Origin of the sequence: Nostoc sp. (assembly GCF_036919575.1) — a bacterium.
In the GTDB taxonomy this organism is placed as follows: Bacteria; Cyanobacteriota; Cyanobacteriia; order Cyanobacteriales; family Nostocaceae; genus Nostoc.
In genome coordinates, this window is record NZ_JBALBY010000064.1 from 1 (window position 1) to 21,314 (window position 21,314).

Consider the following 21,314-nt stretch of genomic DNA (forward strand, 5'->3'; position numbering starts at 1 on the left):
AAGGTTTCGTTCGACTTGCATGTGTTAAGCATACCGCCAGCGTTCATCCTGAGCCAGGATCAAACTCTCCGTTTTGGTTTGTTTGTTTTAGCTCTATAGCTGCTCTTTTACAACTTCAGCTTAGTTTTCTTTATTTGCTTGACGCAAAACACTTGCTGTATAATCGCTTTCAAACTATAATATTTTCAAGGTTCGGTGTCCTTTTGGCGTCGCTCTTTCGCGCTCCGCTTCAGGCACTTATTCAATATAGCGAACCTCTTTTATCTTGTCAACTATTTTTCCAAAAATATTTTTGGACTGTTTTCGATTCTCCATCAAAGCCTTAGATAGTAAGGGTTTTAGGCTATAGTATTCCTGGAAGTCACTAAGGAAGCAATAAGGTTGTGAGGAAGTCTGGTGTTTTGCCGCCTTGGCTGGTTTTAGATCCACTATTGCGTGGCTGGTTGTTGGAGGATATTGGCAGGGGCGATCGCACAACAAATACGCTATTAGTAGAAGATGTGACGCTTGGCTCGGCTAAATGGATCGCTAAAGCTTCAGGGATAATTGCTGGCTTACCAGTTGCAGCTAGGGTGTTTCAGATATTGAATGAAAAAGTCAGCTTTGTGGCGGTTGCGGCTGAAGGTGTATGGTGTGAGCCGGGACAGGTTGTAGCTGAAGTTCATGGTTCGCTGGATGCGCTGCTGATGGGGGAACGGGTGGCGCTTAACTTGGCTATGCGGTTGAGTGGGATTGCGACGTTGACTAATATATATGTAGAGAAAATTGCTGATTTACCTGCTCAGTTGGTGGATACGCGTAAAACGACACCTGGGCTGAGACTGTTGGAAAAGTACGCGACTGCGGTGGGTGGGGCGATTAATCACCGCATGGGGTTGGATGATGCGGTGATGATTAAGGATAATCACATTGCGGCGGCTGGAGGAATTGGAGAAGCAGTTATCCGTATTCGTTCTCAGATTCCTTATCCGTTGACAATAGAGGTAGAGACGGAAAGTTTAGAGCAGGTGAAAGAAGCTTTGAAGCATAACGCTGACATTATTATGTTGGATAATATGCCTTTGGATATGATGTGTCAGGCGGTGCAGTTGATTCGGCTGAAGGATAGCCGGGTGAAAGTTGAAGCTTCGGGGAATGTGACTTTGGAAACGATTCGCGGTGTTGCAGAGACAGGTGTGGATTATATTTCTAGCAGTGCGCCAATTACTCAGTCGAAGTGGTTGGATTTGAGTATGAGGATTGTACTTTAATTGTCAAAATATCAGTAAAAGTTTATAAATACATAGGAAAAATTACATAGGAAAAATTTACGTAAATTTTACTATTGCTACTTAGAAGAATGTTGTCATATAATGTAAAAAAAGTTACCTACAGAAAAATATAAAATGAAAGACGAATTAATTGCAGGGATGACGACATTTGCAGGTTATTCATTAGGGTCAATTACCGTTGCTACAGTACCTGTAGTTGTTACTACTACTACATCTGCTGGTGGTATTGCAGGTTGGTTAGGCTTTACAACAGCTGCTACAACAATCATGGCTGCTCCAATTACTGTACCAGTGGGTGGGATTGTAGCAGCAGGAGCATTACTGACTTATGAAGGATATAAAGTATATAAACATATCAAAAGTCGAGAATGTCAATCCTAGACTTTGAATTATTGTGATGAACACTGCTTACCCTAATTTTTTACATATTTCAAGAGATTAGAAGATAGTATAGCGGTTTGCAGTTGAGTCCAATACAGACCTAACCCCCAACCCCTTCCCTACAAGGGAAGGGGAGTAAGATTCAAAGCCTCTCTCCTTGTAGTAGAGAGGTGAAAACTGTACTGCACTCAGCCAAGAACTGCTATATTGATGCAACTTTTAAGTTAGGTATCTTGGGTAAAACGAAGCGATATGCAGCGTACTATTCTGTAACTAATTTAAAGGAATGTGGCTTGATCAATGAGTAAAAAGTTAAGACAGCAACTAAGGACAATCACCCTAGCTTTCATTCTGTTTTCTGCCATCGATAATTTGTGCTGTTACGGGTACTTACACAAACAGTAGGTTAACGGCTAATTTTTGTTAGACTGCGATGTGAAATAAGAAGAGCGAGAAAAAAGCGATCGCTGAAGTCTAGACTTGATGGTTCAGTCCTTGCTCATCTGAAAATTTACCATTTCATAAATATCAGTGAATGAAATTTGGAAATTTAGAGAAGCCAGTGTTAACAATGCATCGAGTGATTCATATTCAGTTAATACCCATTTACCATCTGAGTTTTTAGCAAATTGCTCAACGTAAAATTTGTATTGGTCGATTAGGATATATTCTTTAAATTCAGGAATTGAACGATAACAACGAAACTTATCTGATTCGTCATAACTTCTGGTTGATTTTGACAAAACCTCAATAATTATTAACGGATTTGTAACAGTGGTAGTGCTGTCACTTTCATACACTGGTTCTCCCGCGATCGCCATAATATCTGGATATGTGTATCTTCTGTAGCCTGGTGTCCACAAACGCACATCGCTAGTAAATAAATTATAATTTTGCCCTCTCAAAGCAAATTTTAAATGAGCAACTAAATTAACGATGATATGTTTATGATTAGTTGTACCCCCTGCCGTTGGCACTATTTCTCCATCTCGGTATTCACTTTTGGATTCGGCTGCTTCTTCTAGTGCTAAATATTCTTCACGGGTGTAATAGCGTTTTCCTGTCTGTGTTTGCATAAAAACCTCTTTGACAATTCAAAATTCAAAATTTAAAATTGAAGAGAGCAATCTTCATTATTTCCTGATTTAAGCAATACTGCCCCGCTTTCTCGCTTCTTTGTAGGAAGTTCCGACATTTTTCAAACCAGCTTTAATCATTTGTTGTTCGAGGAGGGCGAAGAAACGCGCTCTATCGCCACCTTTTACTACTGCTTGATTATGGGCTTCGGCGATCGCTACAGGGTAGCCATATCCTTTTTGTACTTGTGCTAGCATTAGTCCCAATGCTTGGTCTAGCATGGTTGCATTATCCGCTACCCATGCCGGAACTTCGATTCGGGCGATTTCAGTACCAACATGGACGTAGCAAAAGTAAATGGTTTGATCTCCGTATAGTTCGAGAATGGGGGAATTACTGCGCCACAAGGTACTGCGTTGTCCTGGTTTGAGTCGGGTTGCCCAAACGGAAGTATCTCGCAACTGTTCAAAAATTTTACAAGGTACTTTTTCTAGCTGATTTGGGCAATGACTTTTACAGTCTGGCGCTGGATGGGGACAAGCTAACAACCGTAAAAAGTTCATTGTTTCGATGCTGCGAGAGGCGCTGAGATAGCCCATCAGGGGAATTTCAGCATCACGCATCTGCTGCCAAGCTTCGAGGATGGGGGGTAAAATGCGATCGCGTGCATCCATCGGCAATTGTTCTAAAAACCAGTAAATTAATGAACCATCTACCATCGCTAGTGCTGGCGCTTCCCCCTTCGTCGCACACGCAAGTTCTGCTAACACTGTTGTTTCTGATGCAGTGCGGCGAAAACTCATCCATTCCTCGGTTCTAATTCCCCACTGCCGAGACATATATAAATCTTCCGGGCGGTAAAATACCTCTGGCAAACTATCAAGTAGCGGATGGCGATTTTGTCCGTAGTGTAAGACTACTCTGCCGATATTCAGGAGATAACAGTAAGCAATTTCGTGATGGTTGGGGGCAATTTGGGAACCATCGGTAGCGATGACAGTATGAATTTTTGGAGGAACTGGGATATCAATGCAGGTTTCTAGTGGTTCAATTGGGGTAGCATTAGCAAAGAGAATGCGATCGCGCCATTTTTCCTGGCGATCGATTAAATCTTGTTGACACTCGTAAGCATTTTTGAGATGTTGTTGCGCCAATTCTAAACGCTGCCGACTGGCAACAGCTTCTAAGGTAAGATGCTGACTTAAACCCTGCATTTGTCGCGCCAGTTTTGTCAGGTCAAGCATAAAGGTAAGTCAAGAGTGAAGAGTTATGAGTTATTATTTCATTGAAATGTCAGGACGGAAGCTCTGATTTCTAATCCTTGTTATTTACGTACATCTTTATAAATATTCTACTTCGTTGATTTCAGTCCACTTGAGTGGACTTGGGCTATTAGCCCGGAACTGAAGTTCCGGGCAGGATATCGCTAAGGGCAACAATTTGACTGTTTCAAACATCTGGGCAATGACAAGCCCCTTTAGGGTGAAGGCATCAAGAGATTATTGCAACAGGTTTAATACAGCAGAATTCAGAAGCGGAGCTTGGGATTGCTCCGCCGAGGCATCATAATTCAGAAGTAAAACAGGCTTTGAGACGAATCGTTGTGTACTTCACCTTCCTTGAAATCTACTGTATATTAAAGCCAACTTGAGAAATCTTTGGCAAATTGAGACAGTGATAACAACTGAATCCGCCGATCATTTTGGGCATCTTCACGTTCTGCTTGAGTATTATAGCCCCAGTCTGCAAGGAACAGTTTCACATCTTCAAGGTCTATTTGCTGTTGAACTAAGTGCAATGTCGTGAGTCTATCTTCTACAAACCATAGACTAACTGGCTTGTCTGTTTCTGCCTGCTTTAATTCTCGCAGAATTTCGTATTTAGAACGCTTGACTTCTTTCCCAAAAATTGCTGCTGCGGGTAAATTCACTCCTTGTTGTTGCAACAACTGCTGTATAAAACGCCCTTCTTTAGTTGTCACAATGTATAGCTTAACTCCACTGTCAAGAGTTAATTTTATTTTTTCTATTACACCCGGATAAAATCTATGCAGACTTAGCCAACCTTCTAAATCGGTGGTAATCCATTCATCCCGTTGGTTATCTAGTTTTGCACCAATTTCTCTTGCTTGTAGCTTGTCATTTAACAAAAGTTTCGGGGCGATGCTTGGCCATTCATGAAGAATTTTTTCATCAGGAATTCCATCTACCAAAGCTTTGATTAAAATGGGCATTTCCCAACCTGTTTCAATTACAGGTCGCAGGCGATAGAATCTCAAAGCTAAATCATCTGGTGGTGTGTGGTTAACAGGCGACCAAATTTCACAGTAGGTGAGCCATGCTACCTCAAAATATTCAATTAGTCCGTCGCAAATCACTCCATCAAAGTCCAGGGCTAAAATCGTGGGACTACTTGCGGTCATTGTTTTGAGGATTAAAACTGCTCTTGTCAGCTTACCTGACAAATTCAAATCATGCAGTAATTTTTATTAGTCTTTTATAATTTATAACTTGCTCAAAAAGTATGGAGGCATTGCCAATCTGATTTGATATTGGTAGGTTAACGAGGATCTACAGCAGGTTTGTGATCAACTAAACGAATTTGGTTTTGCTTGACTACTACAGTGATTAGTGGCAGAGAACGTTTAGCTGGGCCATGAACGACTCGACCCTGAGAATCGTATTCAGACCCATGACAAGGGCAAATAAAGTGATTCTTCTCAAGATTCCACTCAACTGTACATCCTAAATGAGTGCAAATTGGATTGATAGCGTACTCAGCAATCTGTGGCCCGTCTTGAATGATCAGATAATCAACGCTACGATCTGGCAAACCTTGGACAAAAATCGGAATTCCGGGCTTTGCAGTTGCCAATAGTGCATTAGCCTGAATTTCCTTGTGGTCTTTAGTCAGTGCCACAGAACCTGGAAGATAATTTTGACAGCGTGAATTCTTTGGATACAGTGAGCAAAGGGTTTCTAGGTCTATTTCACGACTTTGGCTGACTTTGGGAAATAGATATCCGATCGCTACTGATGCAACTGTAGTACCTAGCATGTAGGTTAAGAAATCCCGGCGGGTTTTTATCCTCGCTGGAATTTTGTCATTAATAGAAGAATGTTCTTTCATGACTTAATTTACCAAGAAATGTTTAATATCATACTACGACGCGATCGCATTAGGATTATCCTTTAGTTTTAAGATACTTAGCGGTAAAAATCCCGTATTTAAGACTAGGTGGTAACGCCAACACAAACAATCCCGATACTACTAAAACGATCGCAGTCCCAGAGGGCAAGTTATAAAAGTAGTTGAGGTACATACCGCTAATACTAGAAAATACCCCAATTACCGTTTCGGGGAGAGGAATGTAAGCGAGGTTTCTAGTATATTTTGTGACTTTTTAAACCTCCTCTTAGCACCATAAGTCCAAAGATCAGCCGATTGACTGGCAAACTACTTTAACAGATTACCCTGAGTTTAAGTCCCCCGGTTCAAAATCGCGCAAGTTTTGGGTCGGGGTCTAAATAAGAGTTACAAAACTTAATTACGAATTACGAATTATTTAATTGGGATGAGTACCGAAGAACAACCAAGCGCTCAAACAGTCGATAGATTGGTTGAGTCAATTAAAAATATCGGCGTTTCCGCAATTTTTTCCGAAACTGCAATTAACCCAGCTTTAATTAAAACTGTTGCTCAAAAATCAGGGGTGAAATTAGCACCAAATCAACTTTACTCTGATTCAATTGGTGCAAAGGGAAGTGATGAGGATTCCTAAATCAAAATGATCGAAGCGAATACCCGCAGCATTGTAGAAGCATTGGGGGGAAATATATGTCATTTCAACTAAAGAAGTAAATTCATCCGATCAAATATCTAACCTCAGAGGTGTTTCGCTCAAATCTATTCTGAAAGTCTCTCCAGAGAAAGAACTCTTTATATCTTCGATTTTCTATAGTGTTATTGGTAAAGCTACATTGTTTAATACCTGAAAAAACCATGACTGAGAATAATCAAGAAAATCAAATTAATCAACCAGTGAGCGAAGATACAGATTTACGCGAAGAACCAAACGTCAAAGAAAGAAACTTAACAGCGAATCCGGGAGATAGAATTGCTGATGAATCTCAATCAGTTGAAGAGAAGGGTCAGCAGCTAGCTGTTGATGATGTACCAGACATTACAGGAGACAGAATCACAGTCCCGACTTACTTCGTTGTGGATGAACCCAACGGCGAAAAGAAGGCACTCCACCACGTTAAAGATGCTGAAGAGATTTCCGACGTAATTCGGCAAGCACGAGTTGACGAAAATGGAAATCGAATTTGGTAGTAGTTTTTCATTGAAAAGACACGGGGATACAGGGTTCTTTCTTTGCGTCCCCGTATCTGTCTTATTTGGTCAAGTTAGTCTATTAATGACGCAATCAAAATCTGGAAATTCTTCCAGGATGAACAGTAATGGCAAATGTCACAAGGTTAGTTAAGAGTCAACGAGAAGCAACACAGCGACCAAGTTATACAATAGCTGTTCGCAGACGTTGAACTAACAATAGTTATGAACATTATGCCCTCAACACAACAGCAAGTTACTTCTACTGATAGCTACAACTACCTGCTATTCTTACCCGATGGACTACGCCCCCCCGGAGGCGATCGCAATGAAATACAACAGCCACTTTTGCCAACAATCCTGTTTTTACATGGTGCGGGTGAGAGAGGTTCTGACTTAGATAATGTGAAAAAGCAGGGTGTTGCCAAAATTGTTGAACAACAGCCAGACTTTCCCTTCATTGTGATTTCTCCTCAATGTCCGCGCGGTGAATATTGGAATATAGAACGATTGAGTGTCCTTCTAGATGAGGCGATGTCTCTTGACTCCCCCCAAAGTGCTTACGCATCCTATGTTGATCCAGATCGGGTTTACCTGACTGGCTTAAGTATGGGTGGTTACGGAACATGGCATTTAGCAGCAGCACAGCCCCAAAGATTTGCTGCGATCGCGCCTATCTGTGGCGGTGGTAATCCACAAGCAGCACGTAAGTTGAAAAATCTTCCTGTGTGGGCATTTCACGGAGCCAAAGATAATGTCGTTCCCTTAAAGGAGTCTGAAATCATGGTTTCTGCACTCAAAGCCCGCGACGGGAATGTAAAATTTACAGTTTACCTAGAAGCCGAACACGACTCGTGGACGCAGACATACAATAATCCAGAACTTTATAAGTGGTTTTTACAGCATCGGCGGCAGCCGATTGCGGGTTAAATTTGTCGAATGATATTTACAATTTATCTGGTATTTCTATATCAATAGACACCGTTTCCAACTCAGCTTCTAACTGCTCAATCGTTGGTAAATTTCCTTGCAACGGTTCCGGTAAAGTATCTTTTAGCTGATATGCCGAAACACCAATCGGCTTATGCATATCCCGCAGAGAGTATTCGGCAATTACCTTATTTTTGCTTTTGCACAAAATCATCCCAATCGTAGGCTGATCATCTGGGTGTCTCAATAAATCATCTACTGCACTAACATAGAAATTCATCTTGCCAGAAAACTCTGGCTTGAACTTTTCAAGTTTCAGATCAATCACTATATAGCAGCGTAAACGCAAGTGGTAAAACAACAAATCAATATAAAAATCTTCCCCGCCAACTTCAAGATGATACTGACTACCAACAAAAGCAAAACCAACTCCTAACTCGATTAAAAAATCGCGGATGTGGTTGATTAAAGCACGTTCCAAATCACGTTCTACAAAATCTTCCCCTAAATTGAGAAAATCAAAACTGTAAGGGTCTTTCAACAATTGCTGTGCTAATTCTGATTGTGGTTGAGGTAGAGTACGGTTAAAGTTGGTGGTTGCTTTACCCTGACGGTGATACAACTTACTTTCAATTTGGTGAACTAAAACATTTCGACTCCACCCATACTGGATTGTCTGTTGTACGTACCACAAGCGTTCTGTTTGGTCTTTAATGGTATCCAATATACGGACATTATGACCCCAAGGAATTAGTGCAACAACCTGTTGCACTAATTCCTCATCTGGATAAGCTTCGGCAAATGCCCGCATATACTTAAGGTTGCGAAGCGAAAAGCCCTTCATCTCAGGAAAAGCTTTCTGCAAATCAGCCGCCAGACGATTGATAACTTTTGCTCCCCAACCCTGCTGCTGTTGGCGATTCAGAATATCTCGCCCAATTTGCCAGTACAGTAATACTAATTCTTTATTGACTGCAACTGCCGCCCGTAATTGAGCGCTAGAAATTCGGCTTTTTAGTTCAGTTAAAAAATCTTCATAACCAACGATCGCAGATGCGCCCCTTCCTGAAGCTTCGGATTTATCGTCTCTAGGCATAAAAAAGAATTAACGCTACTTCTATACTGCCAGCATCACGCAAAATTTTGCTAACCAAACTAAGGATACACTCAGCAGCGAGTCCGAAATAATGGTTTCCGTGCTGAAAGGCTGCGGCGGGAAGGGAAATTTCCAGTTTACCCAGAAAGCGATCGCAATACAACAATCCAGCATCGGCAAAAGAAGGCTGTGAGTTGCCTTTGATATGGAGTTTGTAGAGATTACAGCAGATTCAAAGCCTTCCCTAAACCTACTCAAGGTTGTCTGTGCTGTGGTAAACCAGTAGATGCCATTAACGATCGCCTGTTGTGATAATCACAACCCAGGATGTTATCTTGGGTTACTACTTGGTATCTAGATATACTTATTTACTACAGTAGTGTCTGTCTCAACCATCAAATATTATTAGGACAGCCTTAAGACAGTTAGGACAGGTTTAGGTATTCAAGCTCTGTACGACAGATGGAGAATAACGGATTTGAACCGATGGCCTCTGCGGTGCGATCGCAGCACTCTACCAACTGAGCTAATTCCCCTTAATCGATGCCAAGTCAAGAGTAATATCACTCATTAACTCAATACACTATCACCATAAAATATTCTAACATTCAGTTAGCGATTGCTGAGGCTGTTTTTGGGAATAAATCTTCTGCACCCGTTCGAGTTCCAAATCACTGAGATAATCAACAGTCCAGTTACAGCAGCGCTGGAGCATGTGAAATGGGTATGTATTCGCTACCCCAACAACTTGCATTTGCGATCGCTTCGCCGCTTCGATACCTGCTGGAGTATCTTCAATTGCCAAACACTCTTGTGGTTGAAGATTCAATTCAGGATATTCTTTATTCAGGCGTTTCACTGCCAATAAATAACCATCGGGTTCTGGTTTACTGGTGGTGATGTCATCACCTGCGACGATAATTTTAAAATGTTGGGCTAGTTTAGCTCGATGGAGTACCAATTCGATTTCTTTGCGAATAGCGCCACTGACTAAGCCGATTTTTATCTGGCGCGATCGCACCTGAAATATTAAGTCTTCTACACCTGGATATAAAGGCAGTTTCTCTATTTTCTCTAGTTCCACCGTATAGGCTTGTGCTTTCCGGTACAGCAACTGAGTTAAATAGCTTTCGTTAGCGACTCTACCACGATTAGCGAGTAATTGCTGAAAACAAGCGCGATCGCTGCGTCCAAGAGAAGCTTGACGCTCATCAACCCGTTGGGGTTGGAGATTTTCTTCAATGAGAATCTCATCTATCAGTTGCAGGTGGATTGGCTCATCGTTAATGATCACACCATTAAAATCAAAGAGAACTGCCTTTAAACTCATGCGATTATGCCAAATACTGGAGATCTAAGTCCCTCCAAATCATTATTATCTATTGATGTGGGAGCATACTGGCGAACATTTTCGGTTGTAATCGGTTTAACGCCGCTAGTTACCTGATTTATCCATCATATATCTTGCGGCAGCTACGCCCGTCGTAGACATCGCACAGCTTCAAATCCGACTGCATCCATCTTCGCTTCCACGCTACCAGCAGCATACTCACTTGACGCGAGCTTAGGCAACGACACCCTGATTAGTAGTTCTGATAATCATACCTGATTGCCGTGACCATCGGCTTGACGCTTGTAACTTATTTTGTTACAGTTGTAGTATAAAGAAATTACTCCTAAAAGTAGTTCTTCAGCTTTACGAAAATTGAGTCAGCCAAATGAAAGACAATACAACATTTAAATTGCTACAACTAACTAGGTAATGGTTTATAAACCATAGTGATAATTATCAATGTCATATACCAAATCCGAAATCTAAAATCTAAAATCCAAAATAGAAAAGATTATGCCCTACGAAAAGTTAGAAATTACCACACCAACACCCGTCTTATCTTGGGCAAATCACTGTTTGGGGTCAGAAGAAACCAAGATGGCAAAGAATATGGCATCGCTACCATTTGTGTTTAAGCACATAGCCTTGATGCCAGATGTTCACTTAGGAAAAGGTGCCTTAGTGGGTTCTGTAATTGCGACCAAAGAGGCAATTATACCAGCTGCTGTCGGCGTGGATATTGGTTGCGGGATGAGCGCTATCAAAACAGCATTTACCGCCGAACAACTAGAAGGTAAACTGAAGAAAATTCGCTTGGATATTGAAGCAGCAATTCCTACTGGATTTAACGAAAACAAAGACGTTGAAAAATCTGTCACCAACTGGCAACACTGGGATGATTTTAAAGACTTGCATCGCGGCGTGCAAGACCTACAAACTAAAGCGATGAAACAGATGGGTTCTCTCGGTGGAGGAAACCATTTTATTGAAGTGTGTCTTGATACAGAGAATCAAGTTTGGCTAATGTTGCATTCTGGTTCGCGGAACATCGGCAATAAACTAGCCCAGTGTCATATTCATACAGCTAGAGAATTAGCAAAGATGGCAGGTAATAAATTGCCTGACCCTGATTTGGCTCACTTTGTCGCTGGTACGCCAGAATTCCAAGCATACTGGCACGATTTGCAATGGTCACAAAACTATGCGCGTGTCAACCGCGATGTGATGATGGCGCGTTTTAAGCATATTGTCGAGAAGCATCTGGTAGGTGGGAAGGCAACTAAACCTTTATTGCAGGTTAATTGTCATCACAATTACGCCGAAAAAGAAGTGCATTTTGACGAGGATGTATATGTTACTCGTAAGGGTGCAGTCCGCGCCCAGATTGAAGATTATGGGATTATTCCTGGTTCGATGGGGGCAAAATCTTTCATCGTTAAGGGTAAAGGTAATGCCCACAGCTTCTGTTCTTGTTCCCACGGTGCAGGGCGTTTAATGTCAAGAAATAAGGCGAAAAATGTCTACACACTTGATGATTTGATAGAGCAAACAAATGGCGTAGAATGTCGCAAAGATGAGGGTGTGTTAGATGAAATTCCTGGTGCCTATAAGCCGATAGAACAAGTTATGGAAAATCAAGCGGATTTGGTTGGAGTTGTAGCAACACTTAAGCAAGTTCTTTGTGTGAAAGGATAAATTAGTTAGGGTGGGTAATGCCCGCCTTTTTTATTTTTTAAACGCAGAGGCATACTGAGGTAAGCGCAAAGGTACGCTGAGGAATAAATGATTGTTTTAAGTGAATCAACTGAACAAATAGAGGCATCTGCCAGCGCTAGCGAAAATAAGTTAATGAGTGAGGCTGCCCAATTATTAGGGTGTAGAGTCTACTATATCCCGCGAGATTTTGAACGGTGTGGTACAGCAGAAAATGCTCTATGGCACATTCCTAACTATCCTCAAGCAACTGCTGGTATCTGGATAGGATATATTCCTGAGTTTGATCGTTACAAAGCCATATATCATGCAGCCTTGGCTAAGGGCATAAAACTACTTAATACTCCTTTAGAACACCAGACAGCACTAGAGTTTGACCTATTTTACCCTCACTTAAAAGGATTGACACCTGAGAGTTTAGTAATTACCTCAACAAACGAATGTATTGAGGCTAGTGAATTATTGGGATTTCCTCTGTTTGTCAAAGGCGCAGTTCAATCTAAAAAAATGCAAGGATGGGGGTCTTGTGTAGCGAATAATCAGGAGGAATTAGTCAGACTGACAGAATCGTTATTAAAATTTAAATCGGGTTCACGAGGTAGAGTTATTGTTAGAAAATTAGTAAAGTTGTGGCATAAACGCCTAGCTCCAAATCGCTTTCCAATGGGAAGAGAATTTAGATGCTTTATTTATAATCAGCGAATTCTAAAATATGGATATTATTGGGATGGGCAAGATGACTTGAGCAAGTTATCAAAACAAGAAGAGACGCAAGTATTAAAGTTGGCAGTCCTAGCCTCTGAACGCCTTGGTGTTCCTTATATAGCAATTGATATCGGGCAATTAGAAAGTGGAGAATGGATAGTGATAGAAACAGCCGATGCACAATTTGCTGGTCTGAGTCACATTCCTGCACTTGAGTTATGGAATAAGTTAAAAGATATACGCTGATCATTGGGAGCGATGTCTACGACGGGCTATTCGGCGTCGCCCTATTGAAATTATCCCACAGCGCCGAGTCTGCGATCGGCAAATTCTTCATCTGGGAATGGCACTCAAAGCAGAGCTTGAAGCCGGATGTCCATCTGGTAAACTATATGGTGAATCAGTTGCTATTGCTCTAGCAGTCCATCTCCTCAATAAGCTAGAGAATTGAATGGAGGATGGTTTCATCCTAGAAAAAATCCCTTGTTAGATGTTTCATCAGAGCAAATGGCAGAATTAAAAGCAGAGTATCGTCAAAAAAATGAAGCAGAAGCAACAGAGCAAGGAGTTTGGTATGAAAATCTGACTTTTTTTGTAACTGGTCGAAAGGTTTAGGGCAAACTCTAACTTTCTATTGTATTTAGCCAATTCATTAAATCAGCTTCACTGGCAAAATCTAGTAATACTTCACCCAAATCCTCTAACTGAGCCAGGGACAACTCTTGCAACCGAGATTGTAACTGAGAATTAATTGAACCAAGCCGACGAGTTAATAAACGCATCACTAGCCTCAGTTCTGATTGTCTTCCTTGTTCAATACCTTGTTCAATGCCTTGTTCTCTCCCTTCTTGAAGTCCTTCTTGGAGAATTTCTTGATAAATGGTAGATTCTCTCATATCTTCTCTCCTCAAAAACTGACGAATGAGTTCCGGCTCGAATACTAACCCTGCTAGAAGTTGGGTACATACCGAGATACTTTGCTTGGTGGCTGCTTCTTCAATCATACTCACCTGAACTGCCACCTGTTGAAGTAAGCTTTGAGGAGAATCTGTTCGCGCCAAAGTTGCCAGAGGTAATAAACCAGGAGATAACATTAACGGTTCTGGATCTTGTTCCCAAATTCGGATGACGCGGTAACGGTGGGTAGTATTGCGGGTAGTAAATTCATTTACAAATACAGCTTCTGAAGTTGTGGGTTTAAGGAAAATCACTACCTGCTCGATATCGCAATTGTATTGTCGATATAGCCGCACCCAATAATCCAACATCCGCAGTGGCAAGGGTGGTGTCGATGCTGGTAAGGTTTGAAACTCTAAATGCAGTATTTGATTGGCAGTTTGCAAAAAGGTTACTGAGTCGGCACGAATTGGTTCTTGATTTAATTCTGTTTTGAGAATCTGGATATCCCTTGTCTCAGATGCGAGTAAGTAGCGGATAAAATCTTCTGGATATTGCTCAACTAAATATTTCAGGGTGTTGTCGTATGTCACTTTGATATCAGTTTGGACAAAAAAAATTTAAGCTTATACCAATTTGAACAAAATGTAGCAGATACAAACCTGGAAACCCATATGAAATCTGGCTTTCTTAATTTTGAATTTTGAATTGGTATTAGGGATTGTTTATTGTTAGCGCTACTCTACGAAAAACTGCTGTTCGCTGATAGCGCTAACATTTAAATTTGACGTCTTTTAAAAATTACATTGTCAAAGATTGAGGATTCGTCTCAATCAATTTCGCTAAATCTTGCAAGAACGCCGCAGCATGGGCACCGTAAATAATCCGGTGGTCGGAAGTAATATTGACTTGCATTTGTTGCCGCACGCCAAATAAACCGTCGGGTGTTGCTACCACTTGCGATCGCGATGCCCCGATCGCTAAAATTGAACCTTGTCCAGGCGGCAAAATCGCATCAAATTTATCTACACCAAACATCCCCAAATTTGACAGGGTAAAAGTACCACTGTTGTACTCTTGGGGCTGTAATTGTTTTGCCCTCGCACGTTCTACCAAAGATTTCCAAGTACGCGATAGAGAATATATATCCACTGCGTCGGCATTTTGCAGCACAGGCGTAATCAATCCGCCATCATCCATCGCTACTGCTACGGAAATGTTGATATCAGAATGATAAACAATACCCTGCTCTGAGTAGCTAGCATTTAACAATGGGTGTTTTTGCAACGTCACCGCTACAGCTTTCGCCAGTAGCGCTGTCATTGTCACGCCTTTGGATTTAATTTGTTTATAAAGTTTGTCTAATCCATCGGTGGTAATTGTATAACCAACACGGAAGACGGGTACAGATATGGTAGCTACCATATTCCGCACTACGGCATTTTGGAAGGTAGTTAGAGGCACGATTTGACCAGGAACAGCCGCTACCACGGTTGCGGGTGCTGGTGTCCGAGGTGCTGGGGGTGCAACTGGGGCGCTGATTGGTACGGGTGCTGCTGGGGCAACTGGGGCAGGGGCGGGTTGTTTGCCCTGATTGGACAATGCTTCGACATCTTCGGCGACAATGCGACCGTGGGGGCCACTGCCTTGGAGAGTAGTTAAATCAACTTTAAGTTCTTTAGCTAATTTGCGGGCACGGGGTGAAGCTACAAGCCTTCCTTCTTTGTGGTTAGAGCCGTTTTGAGACGCTAAGGCAGGTGTTGCGGCTGAGGCTGTGCTGGCGGCAATTGGTTCAGGGGAAGAGATAGCACTAGCAGCCCCGCCGCCGGAATTGGCCAGAGATTTCGCCTGTTCAATTTCAGCTTCCGTTTCGGCGATGAAGGCGATCGCAGATCCTACCGGGGCAGTTTCACCAGCTTCAACTATGATATGAGCCAGAAATCCCTCATAAAAGGTTTCTACATCCATATCTGCCTTATCTGACTCTACAACCACCACTGTTTCGCCTTTTTCCACCTTGTCACCTGGCGATTTCACCCAGGAAACGATTTTGCCTTCCGTCATGGTAGAACTCAGCGCCGGCATAAATACTTCGTGAATGCTCATAGGGTGGTTTGGGAATCAATGGTTTATGGACTTTAACAGCTTTTGTCAGATTGAATTGTATCTTGGTGGGGGAGTTTTGGACTGTTTATATTTTAGGTTGGGGGAGTGGGGAGTGGGGAGTGGGGAGTGGGGAGATGGGGGAGATGGCGGAAAGTTCCTAACTCCTAACTCCTAACTCTGCCGATTTTAGATTTCTCCTTCAATCCAAAATCCAAAATTCAAAATCTAAAATTGAATGACTTTTGACTTTAGGAACCTAAATATAACTTAGAGGTCTATAATACAGAGCTATCCTCAATGGTTAGCCAATATCTCGATTTCGTTTTAGTTGTTGACTTGCAAAAACCACCACGAGTTTCTCACAGATTAAATAGGATTGCTATTTATTTCCTCATAACCACTGCTTAAGATACAGGAGCTTCTCACAGATAGAGGATATGGGATGCAGTTCAATCTAGAATTCAAAATTGGTAATAAACCTATTTGAAATTCCTGTTTACTTTTATGTCGGCAAAGTTGAAATTCTTTTTGATTGTGATATTAGGTATCTTTGCCACTGCTGGCACCGGAGTTTATATTATCCAGCGCCAGCCATCGGCACCGATTGTTGAGACTAGTGATGGGCAAACCCAGCAGGTGACAGCAATACATCAGTCTCAAGAGGTTGTGGCATACTCAGATCGTTTCGATTATAAAACTATACCTCTAGAAAAGATCAACTCATCTCTCCAAGGTAGTGATCCTGCTACCCTCGCCCTGAATGCCTTTGACGACATCGGATCAGTGGGAGGAACGCGAAAGGTAGAGGTAACTTATCCGCAACGAAATCAGGCTTTTGTGATGATTACGGAAATTAAGCGGGGTGATGATTCAGTTAGTACAGTTAAATATCGAATTGAGATGACCACCTTTGGGCGATCGCTTTTTATTAGCTCTCCTCCAGTCTGGCAAATTGTTTGGGCTGGAGTGAAGACTTAGTTAGGAGTTAGGAGTGAGGAGTGAGGAGTTAGTGAGGAGTGAGGAGTTAGTTAGGAGTGAGGAGTTAGTTAGGAGTGAGGAGTGAGGAGTGAGGAGTGAGGAGTGAGGAATTAGTTAGGAATTTAAACTCATAACTCATAACTCATAACTCATAACTCCTAACTCATAACTCCTAACTCCTAACTTTTTAAATGTCGCCGCGAATTTCTTCGACAACGCCATCACGCAGAACGATTTCGACCTGCATTTTACTAATTAGGTTATCACCGATTTCTACTCGGAAAAAGCCTTCCATTTGGAATTGGTTGACTTCCTGATCCTGCTGGAGAAACTGCACTTGCTGGAGGTTTTGCAACAATTGATTTTTCTGCTCTAGCAGTTCACTTTTCTTTTGATTGACTTGGAGTTGGATATTGTCAATTTGTTGGAGGGTCTGGGGACCAGGTGGTTGCAGACTCTGCTTTTGAATTGCAGCAACAGCTCTTTGTCCTTCAACTTCTAGCTGTTGCAGTTGTTGGTCGATTTGATTGATTTGCGTTTGCAGCTGCTGTTGTACTTCCTCTTTCCAGAGGGGGGTAACAATGACTTTGACGTTAACGACGCGTTTCAGGAGCAAATTAGATTTGGAGACATCCATAAATATTTCACGTTCACTCTTTACAGTTAGCAGGTGGAATCATCAGGCAAACAAGCCGTCAATAATATCGCCATAGCGTTCGGTGACGACGTGTCGGCGAACTTTCAGTGTTTGTGTCATCAAACCATTTTCTATCGAAAACGGTTCCAGGATGAGTTTAAACGTTCCGATGCGGTCATCCGGTCGATAACCTGGACGATTTTGCACTTCCCGATTCAATTCTTGCCGAAATAAATCCTGGATCATTCTACTCTCCCAGTCAATTTTTTGACTAGGTGAGGAAGTAATCTGATCGTTGTGCGTATCCAGTGTCAGATTCTGGCTTGCTGCCCATTTTTCTAGGGCTTCGACATTGGGGACAATTAAGGCTCCCAGGCTGCGCTGATCTTGCCCGACGAGCATAATTTGATCGATGTATGGCGATCGCAAACACACATCTTCGATCGGCTGTGGCTCGATGTTTTCCCCGTTAGTCAATACAATCGTATCCTTCGCCCTGCCAGTCAGCACTAAGTCGTCTTGTGCTGTCAGCCAACCCAAATCGCCGCTATCAAACCACCCTTGGGCATCAATTGCTTTCGCTGTCGCTTCGGGATTTTGGTAATAGCCTTGCATAATCTGCGGCCCCTTCAACAAAACCAAGCCTCGCTTCTCTACTGGTAGAGGCGCTTTTGTCTCAGGATCTACAATTTTAGCTTCTGTAGCCGGAAGTGGTTGCCCTGATGCACCAATCAAATTTCGCCAAGGACGCCGCACATGGGTAACAGGAGAAGTTTCTGTCAAGCCATAACCTTGCAAAATCTGCACACCAATAATTTCAAAGAAGTTATCGATGTGTCTAGGAAGCGCACCGCCGCCGCTAATCATCTGCTTAACTTCTCCTCCTGTGGCTTCCCGCACCTTGGCATAAACCAGTCGTTCTCCCAAGGCATGGAGGGGTAATAAAGCCGATGCTTGTATCTTAGCTGCTAATCGTTCAACGACTGAAGCATGAAGATTATTTAAATTCAACCCTTGAGCAACTCGCCGCGCTTTGATATATTTTTCGCTAATGCCCAATAAAAAGTTAATTAGGCGTTGCTTATTCGCTGGCTGTTCGCGGAACTGCTTTTGCACTCCTTCATAAATCGATTCCCACAGGCGGGGTACACCCACCATGTAGTTGGGTTTAAATTTTCTCAAATCTGCTTTCACAGAGCGCAAGTTGGTATAAACTTGCGTACAACCTTGAGATAGTAGGTAATATTCAACAGTTCGTTCGTAGCTGTGCCACGAAGGTAGGATGCTGAGAACCATATCGCCCACGTTTGGTTGCAATACTGTCCCGAAAGTTATTATTTGATGCATCAAATTGTTATAAGACAGCATTACACCCTTGGGTTTGCCTGTGGTGCCAGAGGTGTAAATTAGGGTTGCCAGAGCGTCACGATTTTGCTTGACTGGCCCAAAATTATGATTTACCCCAATTTCGATCAACTGGGCAAAGTTCAGCACCTTTAGGGTTTCGTCTGTTGGTGGTGCTTCATCCGAAAGTAAGATGACTACCTGAATTGGTAAATCATTGAGGCGATCTTGCAGTTTTTTAAGTGTCTTTAAATCCTCAACTACTATTGCCGTGCTGCCACTATTTGCGATGATAAACAGCAGTTCTTCTTTTTCGGCTTGGGAGCTACGCACCACATCAACTCCTCCAGCAGTCATTATGCCTTGATCGGCAATAAACCAGCGAGGACTGTTGTCAGCAATTAACGAAATGCGATCGCCTACTTTTATTCCCAACGCCTGCAACCCAGCAGCAAATAGTCGCATTTGCTCTACCAACTGGGTATAAGTAATCACTACTTCTGGTTTAGCATGAGGGCTGCGGAGAGCGACAACATCACCAAATCGCTCAGCTGCCAAAGGCCAAATTTCTGGCAGCGATTCCACATTTGTGTAATCTACCAACCGCTTTAATGCTTGCCGTTCTCGCTCACTGATGTTAGATAAAAAAGAAGACGCGGTTTGGGTTTTTGACATAACACCTTACCTAAAGATTTCAAACTGATTGTAATTCTTAGCTTATTTTGTTATTACCAGGGCTTACGCAAAAAGGCAGTGAAAGCCTTGACTTCCCGTAGGGGCAATTCATGAATTGCCCCGACATTTGGTACTTGATGCGTAAGTCCTAATTACGCTACAATCGCCGTCCTTATTATCCACATTCCCTTCTGTATATGATAATTCCAGGAATTCCACGTTTATATTTACAAAAATTTATGTTAAAGTCAATTTAGATAGACTGCAAGCAATGATTGTGTTTGCATCTCAGAACAGCGATGTCTACGACGGGCTACGCCTACGCCTATTTTTCACAGGAGATGATATTACCTATGAAACTGATAGACACTACACTGCTAACGCTGCTCAATATTGCTGCTTGCGTGGCGTTTCCTAAACTTGTAGCTATCCTTCTGGCTGATAAAACCAAAGTTACTGAAGCGTTGCCAAATGGTTCCAAATTACAACCAGCCAGAGTCGAACTTACCAGTTTTCCTTATTGTACAGCTTATGGATTGACAGGTAGCCAATTCTGTAAATTTAGTCCTGATTTCTGTGCCAATTGTTCTCCAAATTGATGGACTATTTGCAAGTAAATATTACTTGGTATTTGAAGAATAATTCAGAGATAACTCTGAAGCTAAAGCCCTGGTGATTAGAAATCGCGGCACTTTCACGAAGTCCGCCGAGTGTCCAAGCGAGTAATTAAGTAAGTTGACGCGAAAAAACCCAAGTATGTTACGAAACGTAAATAGGCTTAAATAAAATGCAAAACTTCATCTTGCATCTAGCTTCCCTCTCCAATATATCGGAGAGGGATTGAGGGTGAGGTAAGGCCCGGACATAAATTGTATGTTATTTAATTCTTATTCCTTAGCTTTAATTGCGCCGACCTACTTACTATTACTCAATAGAGTTCAGTTAAGCATTTCTTCCTTATCTTCCTTTGCGACGGCAGTCGCTACAACGGGGAGCCACCCCCTTGCGGAGGTTCCCTCCGTTGGGGGGAGTGGCGTGGGAACCCCCCTTCGGGTGATGCCTCCGGTGCGCGGCTTGGGCGAACGGCAGTTCCTCATGGGGGAAACCCCCAAGACCGGACTGCCTCACCGCAACGCGCTGCCTCTCCTTTGCGTCCTTTGCGGTTCGTTAAATTGACTTTGACAAAAGAGTTTTAGCCTTAACCCAAGTGTATTGTACTATTACTAAGAATTCCGACAAGTACCCTGACTAATTCTTCTAAGCCTTCTGGAACGCGATAAAGTTTAGTATCTTCTATGATATGTTTTTCCTGCCTTTGGAATAGTCCAAATTTCCAATCATACCCATTTGTAACAGCTCCATATAATATAGGGCTAGGGAAATCTACCCACTGGTCTAATGCTAGTAATTCTATCGCCAGTTGACTAAATCCTCTTTTTAAATCTGATTGTTTGGCCTCAAGAACTAAAAGTGAATTCTGGGAAACTAGATAATAATCAAATGTACCTTTAAGCTGTTCATTAACATTAACACTGTACTCAATATAAAGAATAGATTGGGTTTGGTCACAAACTTCTACAAGAATCGGAGAAATTAACATTTCTCTAATAGCTATTTCTGCAACTGAATCAAAGATGGATATATTACGTTTTAGATAGCGATTTAGAAAGTCTAAATATGTGATCTCCCTGAGATAAGTGGGTAGTTCTAGTAGCTTCTTTTCATAGCTACAATTAAAATCTACGAGAATATCTTTGGTTATATAAGGTAGTTCAAAATATTTGCTAAATGTATAGCTTTGCCCAGGTAGGATAATCCGCTTACTAGTCATGTTAT

General features: G+C 42.1%; 22 protein-coding genes, 1 tRNA gene, 1 rRNA gene and 2 pseudogenes. 10 read left to right on the forward strand and 16 right to left on the reverse strand.

Annotated features, from left to right (window positions below; genetic code table 11):
* Positions 1-75, reverse strand: a 16S ribosomal RNA gene (locus V7K27_RS17340); the annotation flags it as partial.
* A 308-nt stretch (positions 76-383) separates the two neighbouring features.
* On the opposite strand from V7K27_RS17340, the gene nadC reads away from it, so the two are divergent.
* Positions 384-1,250: a carboxylating nicotinate-nucleotide diphosphorylase gene (nadC, locus tag V7K27_RS17345; RefSeq protein WP_334949284.1), complete on the forward strand. Its 867-nt coding sequence runs from the start codon at positions 384-386 to the stop codon at positions 1,248-1,250.
* 135 nt (positions 1,251-1,385) lie between these two features.
* The gene (locus V7K27_RS17350; protein WP_334949286.1) at positions 1,386-1,652 is read left to right on the forward strand and encodes a hypothetical protein; all 267 of its coding nucleotides are present in this window, start codon (positions 1,386-1,388) and stop codon (positions 1,650-1,652) included.
* Between the two features lie 488 nt (positions 1,653-2,140).
* On the opposite strand, the gene V7K27_RS17355 is transcribed toward V7K27_RS17350, so the two are convergent.
* The 5 genes and pseudogenes from V7K27_RS17355 to V7K27_RS17375 all read right to left on the reverse strand — a co-directional run.
* Entirely contained in the window at positions 2,141-2,728 is a 588-nt protein-coding gene (locus tag V7K27_RS17355) for a Uma2 family endonuclease (RefSeq protein WP_334949288.1), read from the reverse strand.
* A gap of 69 nt (positions 2,729-2,797) precedes the next feature.
* Positions 2,798-3,973: a DNA double-strand break repair nuclease NurA gene (locus V7K27_RS17360; protein WP_334949290.1), complete on the reverse strand. Its 1,176-nt coding sequence runs from the start codon at positions 3,971-3,973 to the stop codon at positions 2,798-2,800.
* Positions 3,974-4,365: 392 nt separating this feature from the next.
* Complete coding sequence (locus V7K27_RS17365) at positions 4,366-5,151, reverse strand: HAD family hydrolase (protein ID WP_334949292.1); 786 nt, start codon at positions 5,149-5,151, stop codon at positions 4,366-4,368.
* 137 nt (positions 5,152-5,288) lie between these two features.
* Positions 5,289-5,858, reverse strand: a complete 570-nt coding sequence (locus tag V7K27_RS17370; protein WP_334949294.1) for a Rieske 2Fe-2S domain-containing protein — start codon at positions 5,856-5,858, stop codon at positions 5,289-5,291.
* A gap of 55 nt (positions 5,859-5,913) precedes the next feature.
* Positions 5,914-6,111: pseudogene (locus V7K27_RS17375) on the reverse strand (metal ABC transporter permease); the annotation flags it as partial.
* 192 nt (positions 6,112-6,303) lie between these two features.
* Between V7K27_RS17375 and V7K27_RS17380 the strand changes: the two are divergent.
* The 3 genes from V7K27_RS17380 (at position 6,304) to V7K27_RS17390 (ending at position 7,994) form a co-directional block, all read left to right on the forward strand.
* Positions 6,304-6,510, forward strand: a complete 207-nt coding sequence (locus tag V7K27_RS17380) for a metal ABC transporter solute-binding protein, Zn/Mn family (protein WP_442947623.1) — start codon at positions 6,304-6,306, stop codon at positions 6,508-6,510.
* 221 nt (positions 6,511-6,731) lie between these two features.
* Positions 6,732-7,064, forward strand: coding sequence for a hypothetical protein (locus V7K27_RS17385; protein WP_334949296.1), 333 nt, complete (start codon positions 6,732-6,734; stop codon positions 7,062-7,064).
* A 225-nt stretch (positions 7,065-7,289) separates the two neighbouring features.
* Positions 7,290-7,994, forward strand: coding sequence for a prolyl oligopeptidase family serine peptidase (locus V7K27_RS17390; RefSeq protein ID WP_334949298.1), 705 nt, complete (start codon positions 7,290-7,292; stop codon positions 7,992-7,994).
* A 16-nt stretch (positions 7,995-8,010) separates the two neighbouring features.
* Here the strand turns inward: V7K27_RS17390 and V7K27_RS17395 are convergent, their stop codons facing one another.
* The 5 genes and pseudogenes from V7K27_RS17395 to V7K27_RS36510 all read right to left on the reverse strand — a co-directional run.
* A complete protein-coding gene (locus V7K27_RS17395) occupies positions 8,011-9,090 on the reverse strand; it encodes a PDDEXK nuclease domain-containing protein (RefSeq protein ID WP_334949300.1) in 1,080 nt (359 codons plus the stop codon).
* Positions 9,091-9,111: 21 nt separating this feature from the next.
* A complete protein-coding gene (locus tag V7K27_RS17400; RefSeq protein ID WP_334949302.1) occupies positions 9,112-9,264 on the reverse strand; it encodes a hypothetical protein in 153 nt (50 codons plus the stop codon).
* Positions 9,265-9,553: 289 nt separating this feature from the next.
* Positions 9,554-9,626 (reverse strand) — tRNA-Ala (locus tag V7K27_RS17405).
* A 65-nt stretch (positions 9,627-9,691) separates the two neighbouring features.
* Complete coding sequence (locus V7K27_RS17410) at positions 9,692-10,420, reverse strand: HAD family hydrolase (RefSeq protein ID WP_334949304.1); 729 nt, start codon at positions 10,418-10,420, stop codon at positions 9,692-9,694.
* Positions 10,417-10,641, reverse strand: a pseudogene (locus V7K27_RS36510) (methyltransferase type 11); the annotation flags it as partial. The gene V7K27_RS17410 and the pseudogene V7K27_RS36510, both read right to left, overlap by 4 nt.
* Before the next feature lie 295 nt (positions 10,642-10,936).
* On the opposite strand from V7K27_RS36510, the gene V7K27_RS17415 reads away from it, so the two are divergent.
* From V7K27_RS17415 to V7K27_RS17425, 3 genes are all read left to right on the forward strand, one after another.
* Positions 10,937-12,118 carry an RtcB family protein gene (locus tag V7K27_RS17415; RefSeq protein WP_334949306.1) on the forward strand — a complete coding sequence of 394 codons (1,182 nt, stop codon included), beginning with the start codon at positions 10,937-10,939 and terminating at the stop codon, positions 12,116-12,118.
* 87 nt (positions 12,119-12,205) lie between these two features.
* A complete protein-coding gene (locus V7K27_RS17420; protein WP_334949308.1) occupies positions 12,206-13,087 on the forward strand; it encodes an ATP-grasp domain-containing protein in 882 nt (293 codons plus the stop codon).
* 201 nt (positions 13,088-13,288) lie between these two features.
* Positions 13,289-13,456 carry a hypothetical protein gene (locus V7K27_RS17425; protein ID WP_334949310.1) on the forward strand — a complete coding sequence of 56 codons (168 nt, stop codon included), beginning with the start codon at positions 13,289-13,291 and terminating at the stop codon, positions 13,454-13,456.
* Between the two features lie 8 nt (positions 13,457-13,464).
* Here the strand turns inward: V7K27_RS17425 and V7K27_RS17430 are convergent, their stop codons facing one another.
* On the reverse strand, positions 13,465-14,331 hold the full coding sequence (locus V7K27_RS17430; RefSeq protein ID WP_334949312.1) for an Rpn family recombination-promoting nuclease/putative transposase: 867 nt from the start codon (positions 14,329-14,331) through the stop codon (positions 13,465-13,467).
* A gap of 208 nt (positions 14,332-14,539) precedes the next feature.
* Positions 14,540-15,844, reverse strand: a complete 1,305-nt coding sequence (locus V7K27_RS17435) for a dihydrolipoamide acetyltransferase family protein (RefSeq protein WP_334949314.1) — start codon at positions 15,842-15,844, stop codon at positions 14,540-14,542.
* A 504-nt stretch (positions 15,845-16,348) separates the two neighbouring features.
* Between V7K27_RS17435 and V7K27_RS17440 the strand changes: the two genes are divergently transcribed.
* A complete protein-coding gene (locus tag V7K27_RS17440) occupies positions 16,349-16,822 on the forward strand; it encodes a hypothetical protein (RefSeq protein WP_334949316.1) in 474 nt (157 codons plus the stop codon).
* 187 nt (positions 16,823-17,009) lie between these two features.
* Here the strand turns inward: V7K27_RS17440 and V7K27_RS17445 are convergent, their stop codons facing one another.
* Together V7K27_RS17445 and V7K27_RS17450 are read right to left on the reverse strand one after the other, a co-directional pair.
* Positions 17,010-17,459, reverse strand: a complete 450-nt coding sequence (locus tag V7K27_RS17445) for a YlqD family protein (protein ID WP_334832538.1) — start codon at positions 17,457-17,459, stop codon at positions 17,010-17,012.
* A 42-nt stretch (positions 17,460-17,501) separates the two neighbouring features.
* On the reverse strand, positions 17,502-19,478 hold the full coding sequence (locus tag V7K27_RS17450) for an AMP-dependent synthetase/ligase (protein WP_334949318.1): 1,977 nt from the start codon (positions 19,476-19,478) through the stop codon (positions 17,502-17,504).
* Between the two features lie 353 nt (positions 19,479-19,831).
* On the opposite strand from V7K27_RS17450, the gene V7K27_RS17455 reads away from it, so the two are divergent.
* Positions 19,832-20,077: a hypothetical protein gene (locus tag V7K27_RS17455; protein ID WP_334949320.1), complete on the forward strand. Its 246-nt coding sequence runs from the start codon at positions 19,832-19,834 to the stop codon at positions 20,075-20,077.
* 599 nt (positions 20,078-20,676) lie between these two features.
* On the opposite strand, the gene V7K27_RS17460 is transcribed toward V7K27_RS17455, so the two are convergent.
* A complete protein-coding gene (locus V7K27_RS17460) occupies positions 20,677-21,309 on the reverse strand; it encodes a hypothetical protein (RefSeq protein ID WP_334949322.1) in 633 nt (210 codons plus the stop codon).
* Positions 21,310-21,314 lie beyond the last annotated feature (5 nt).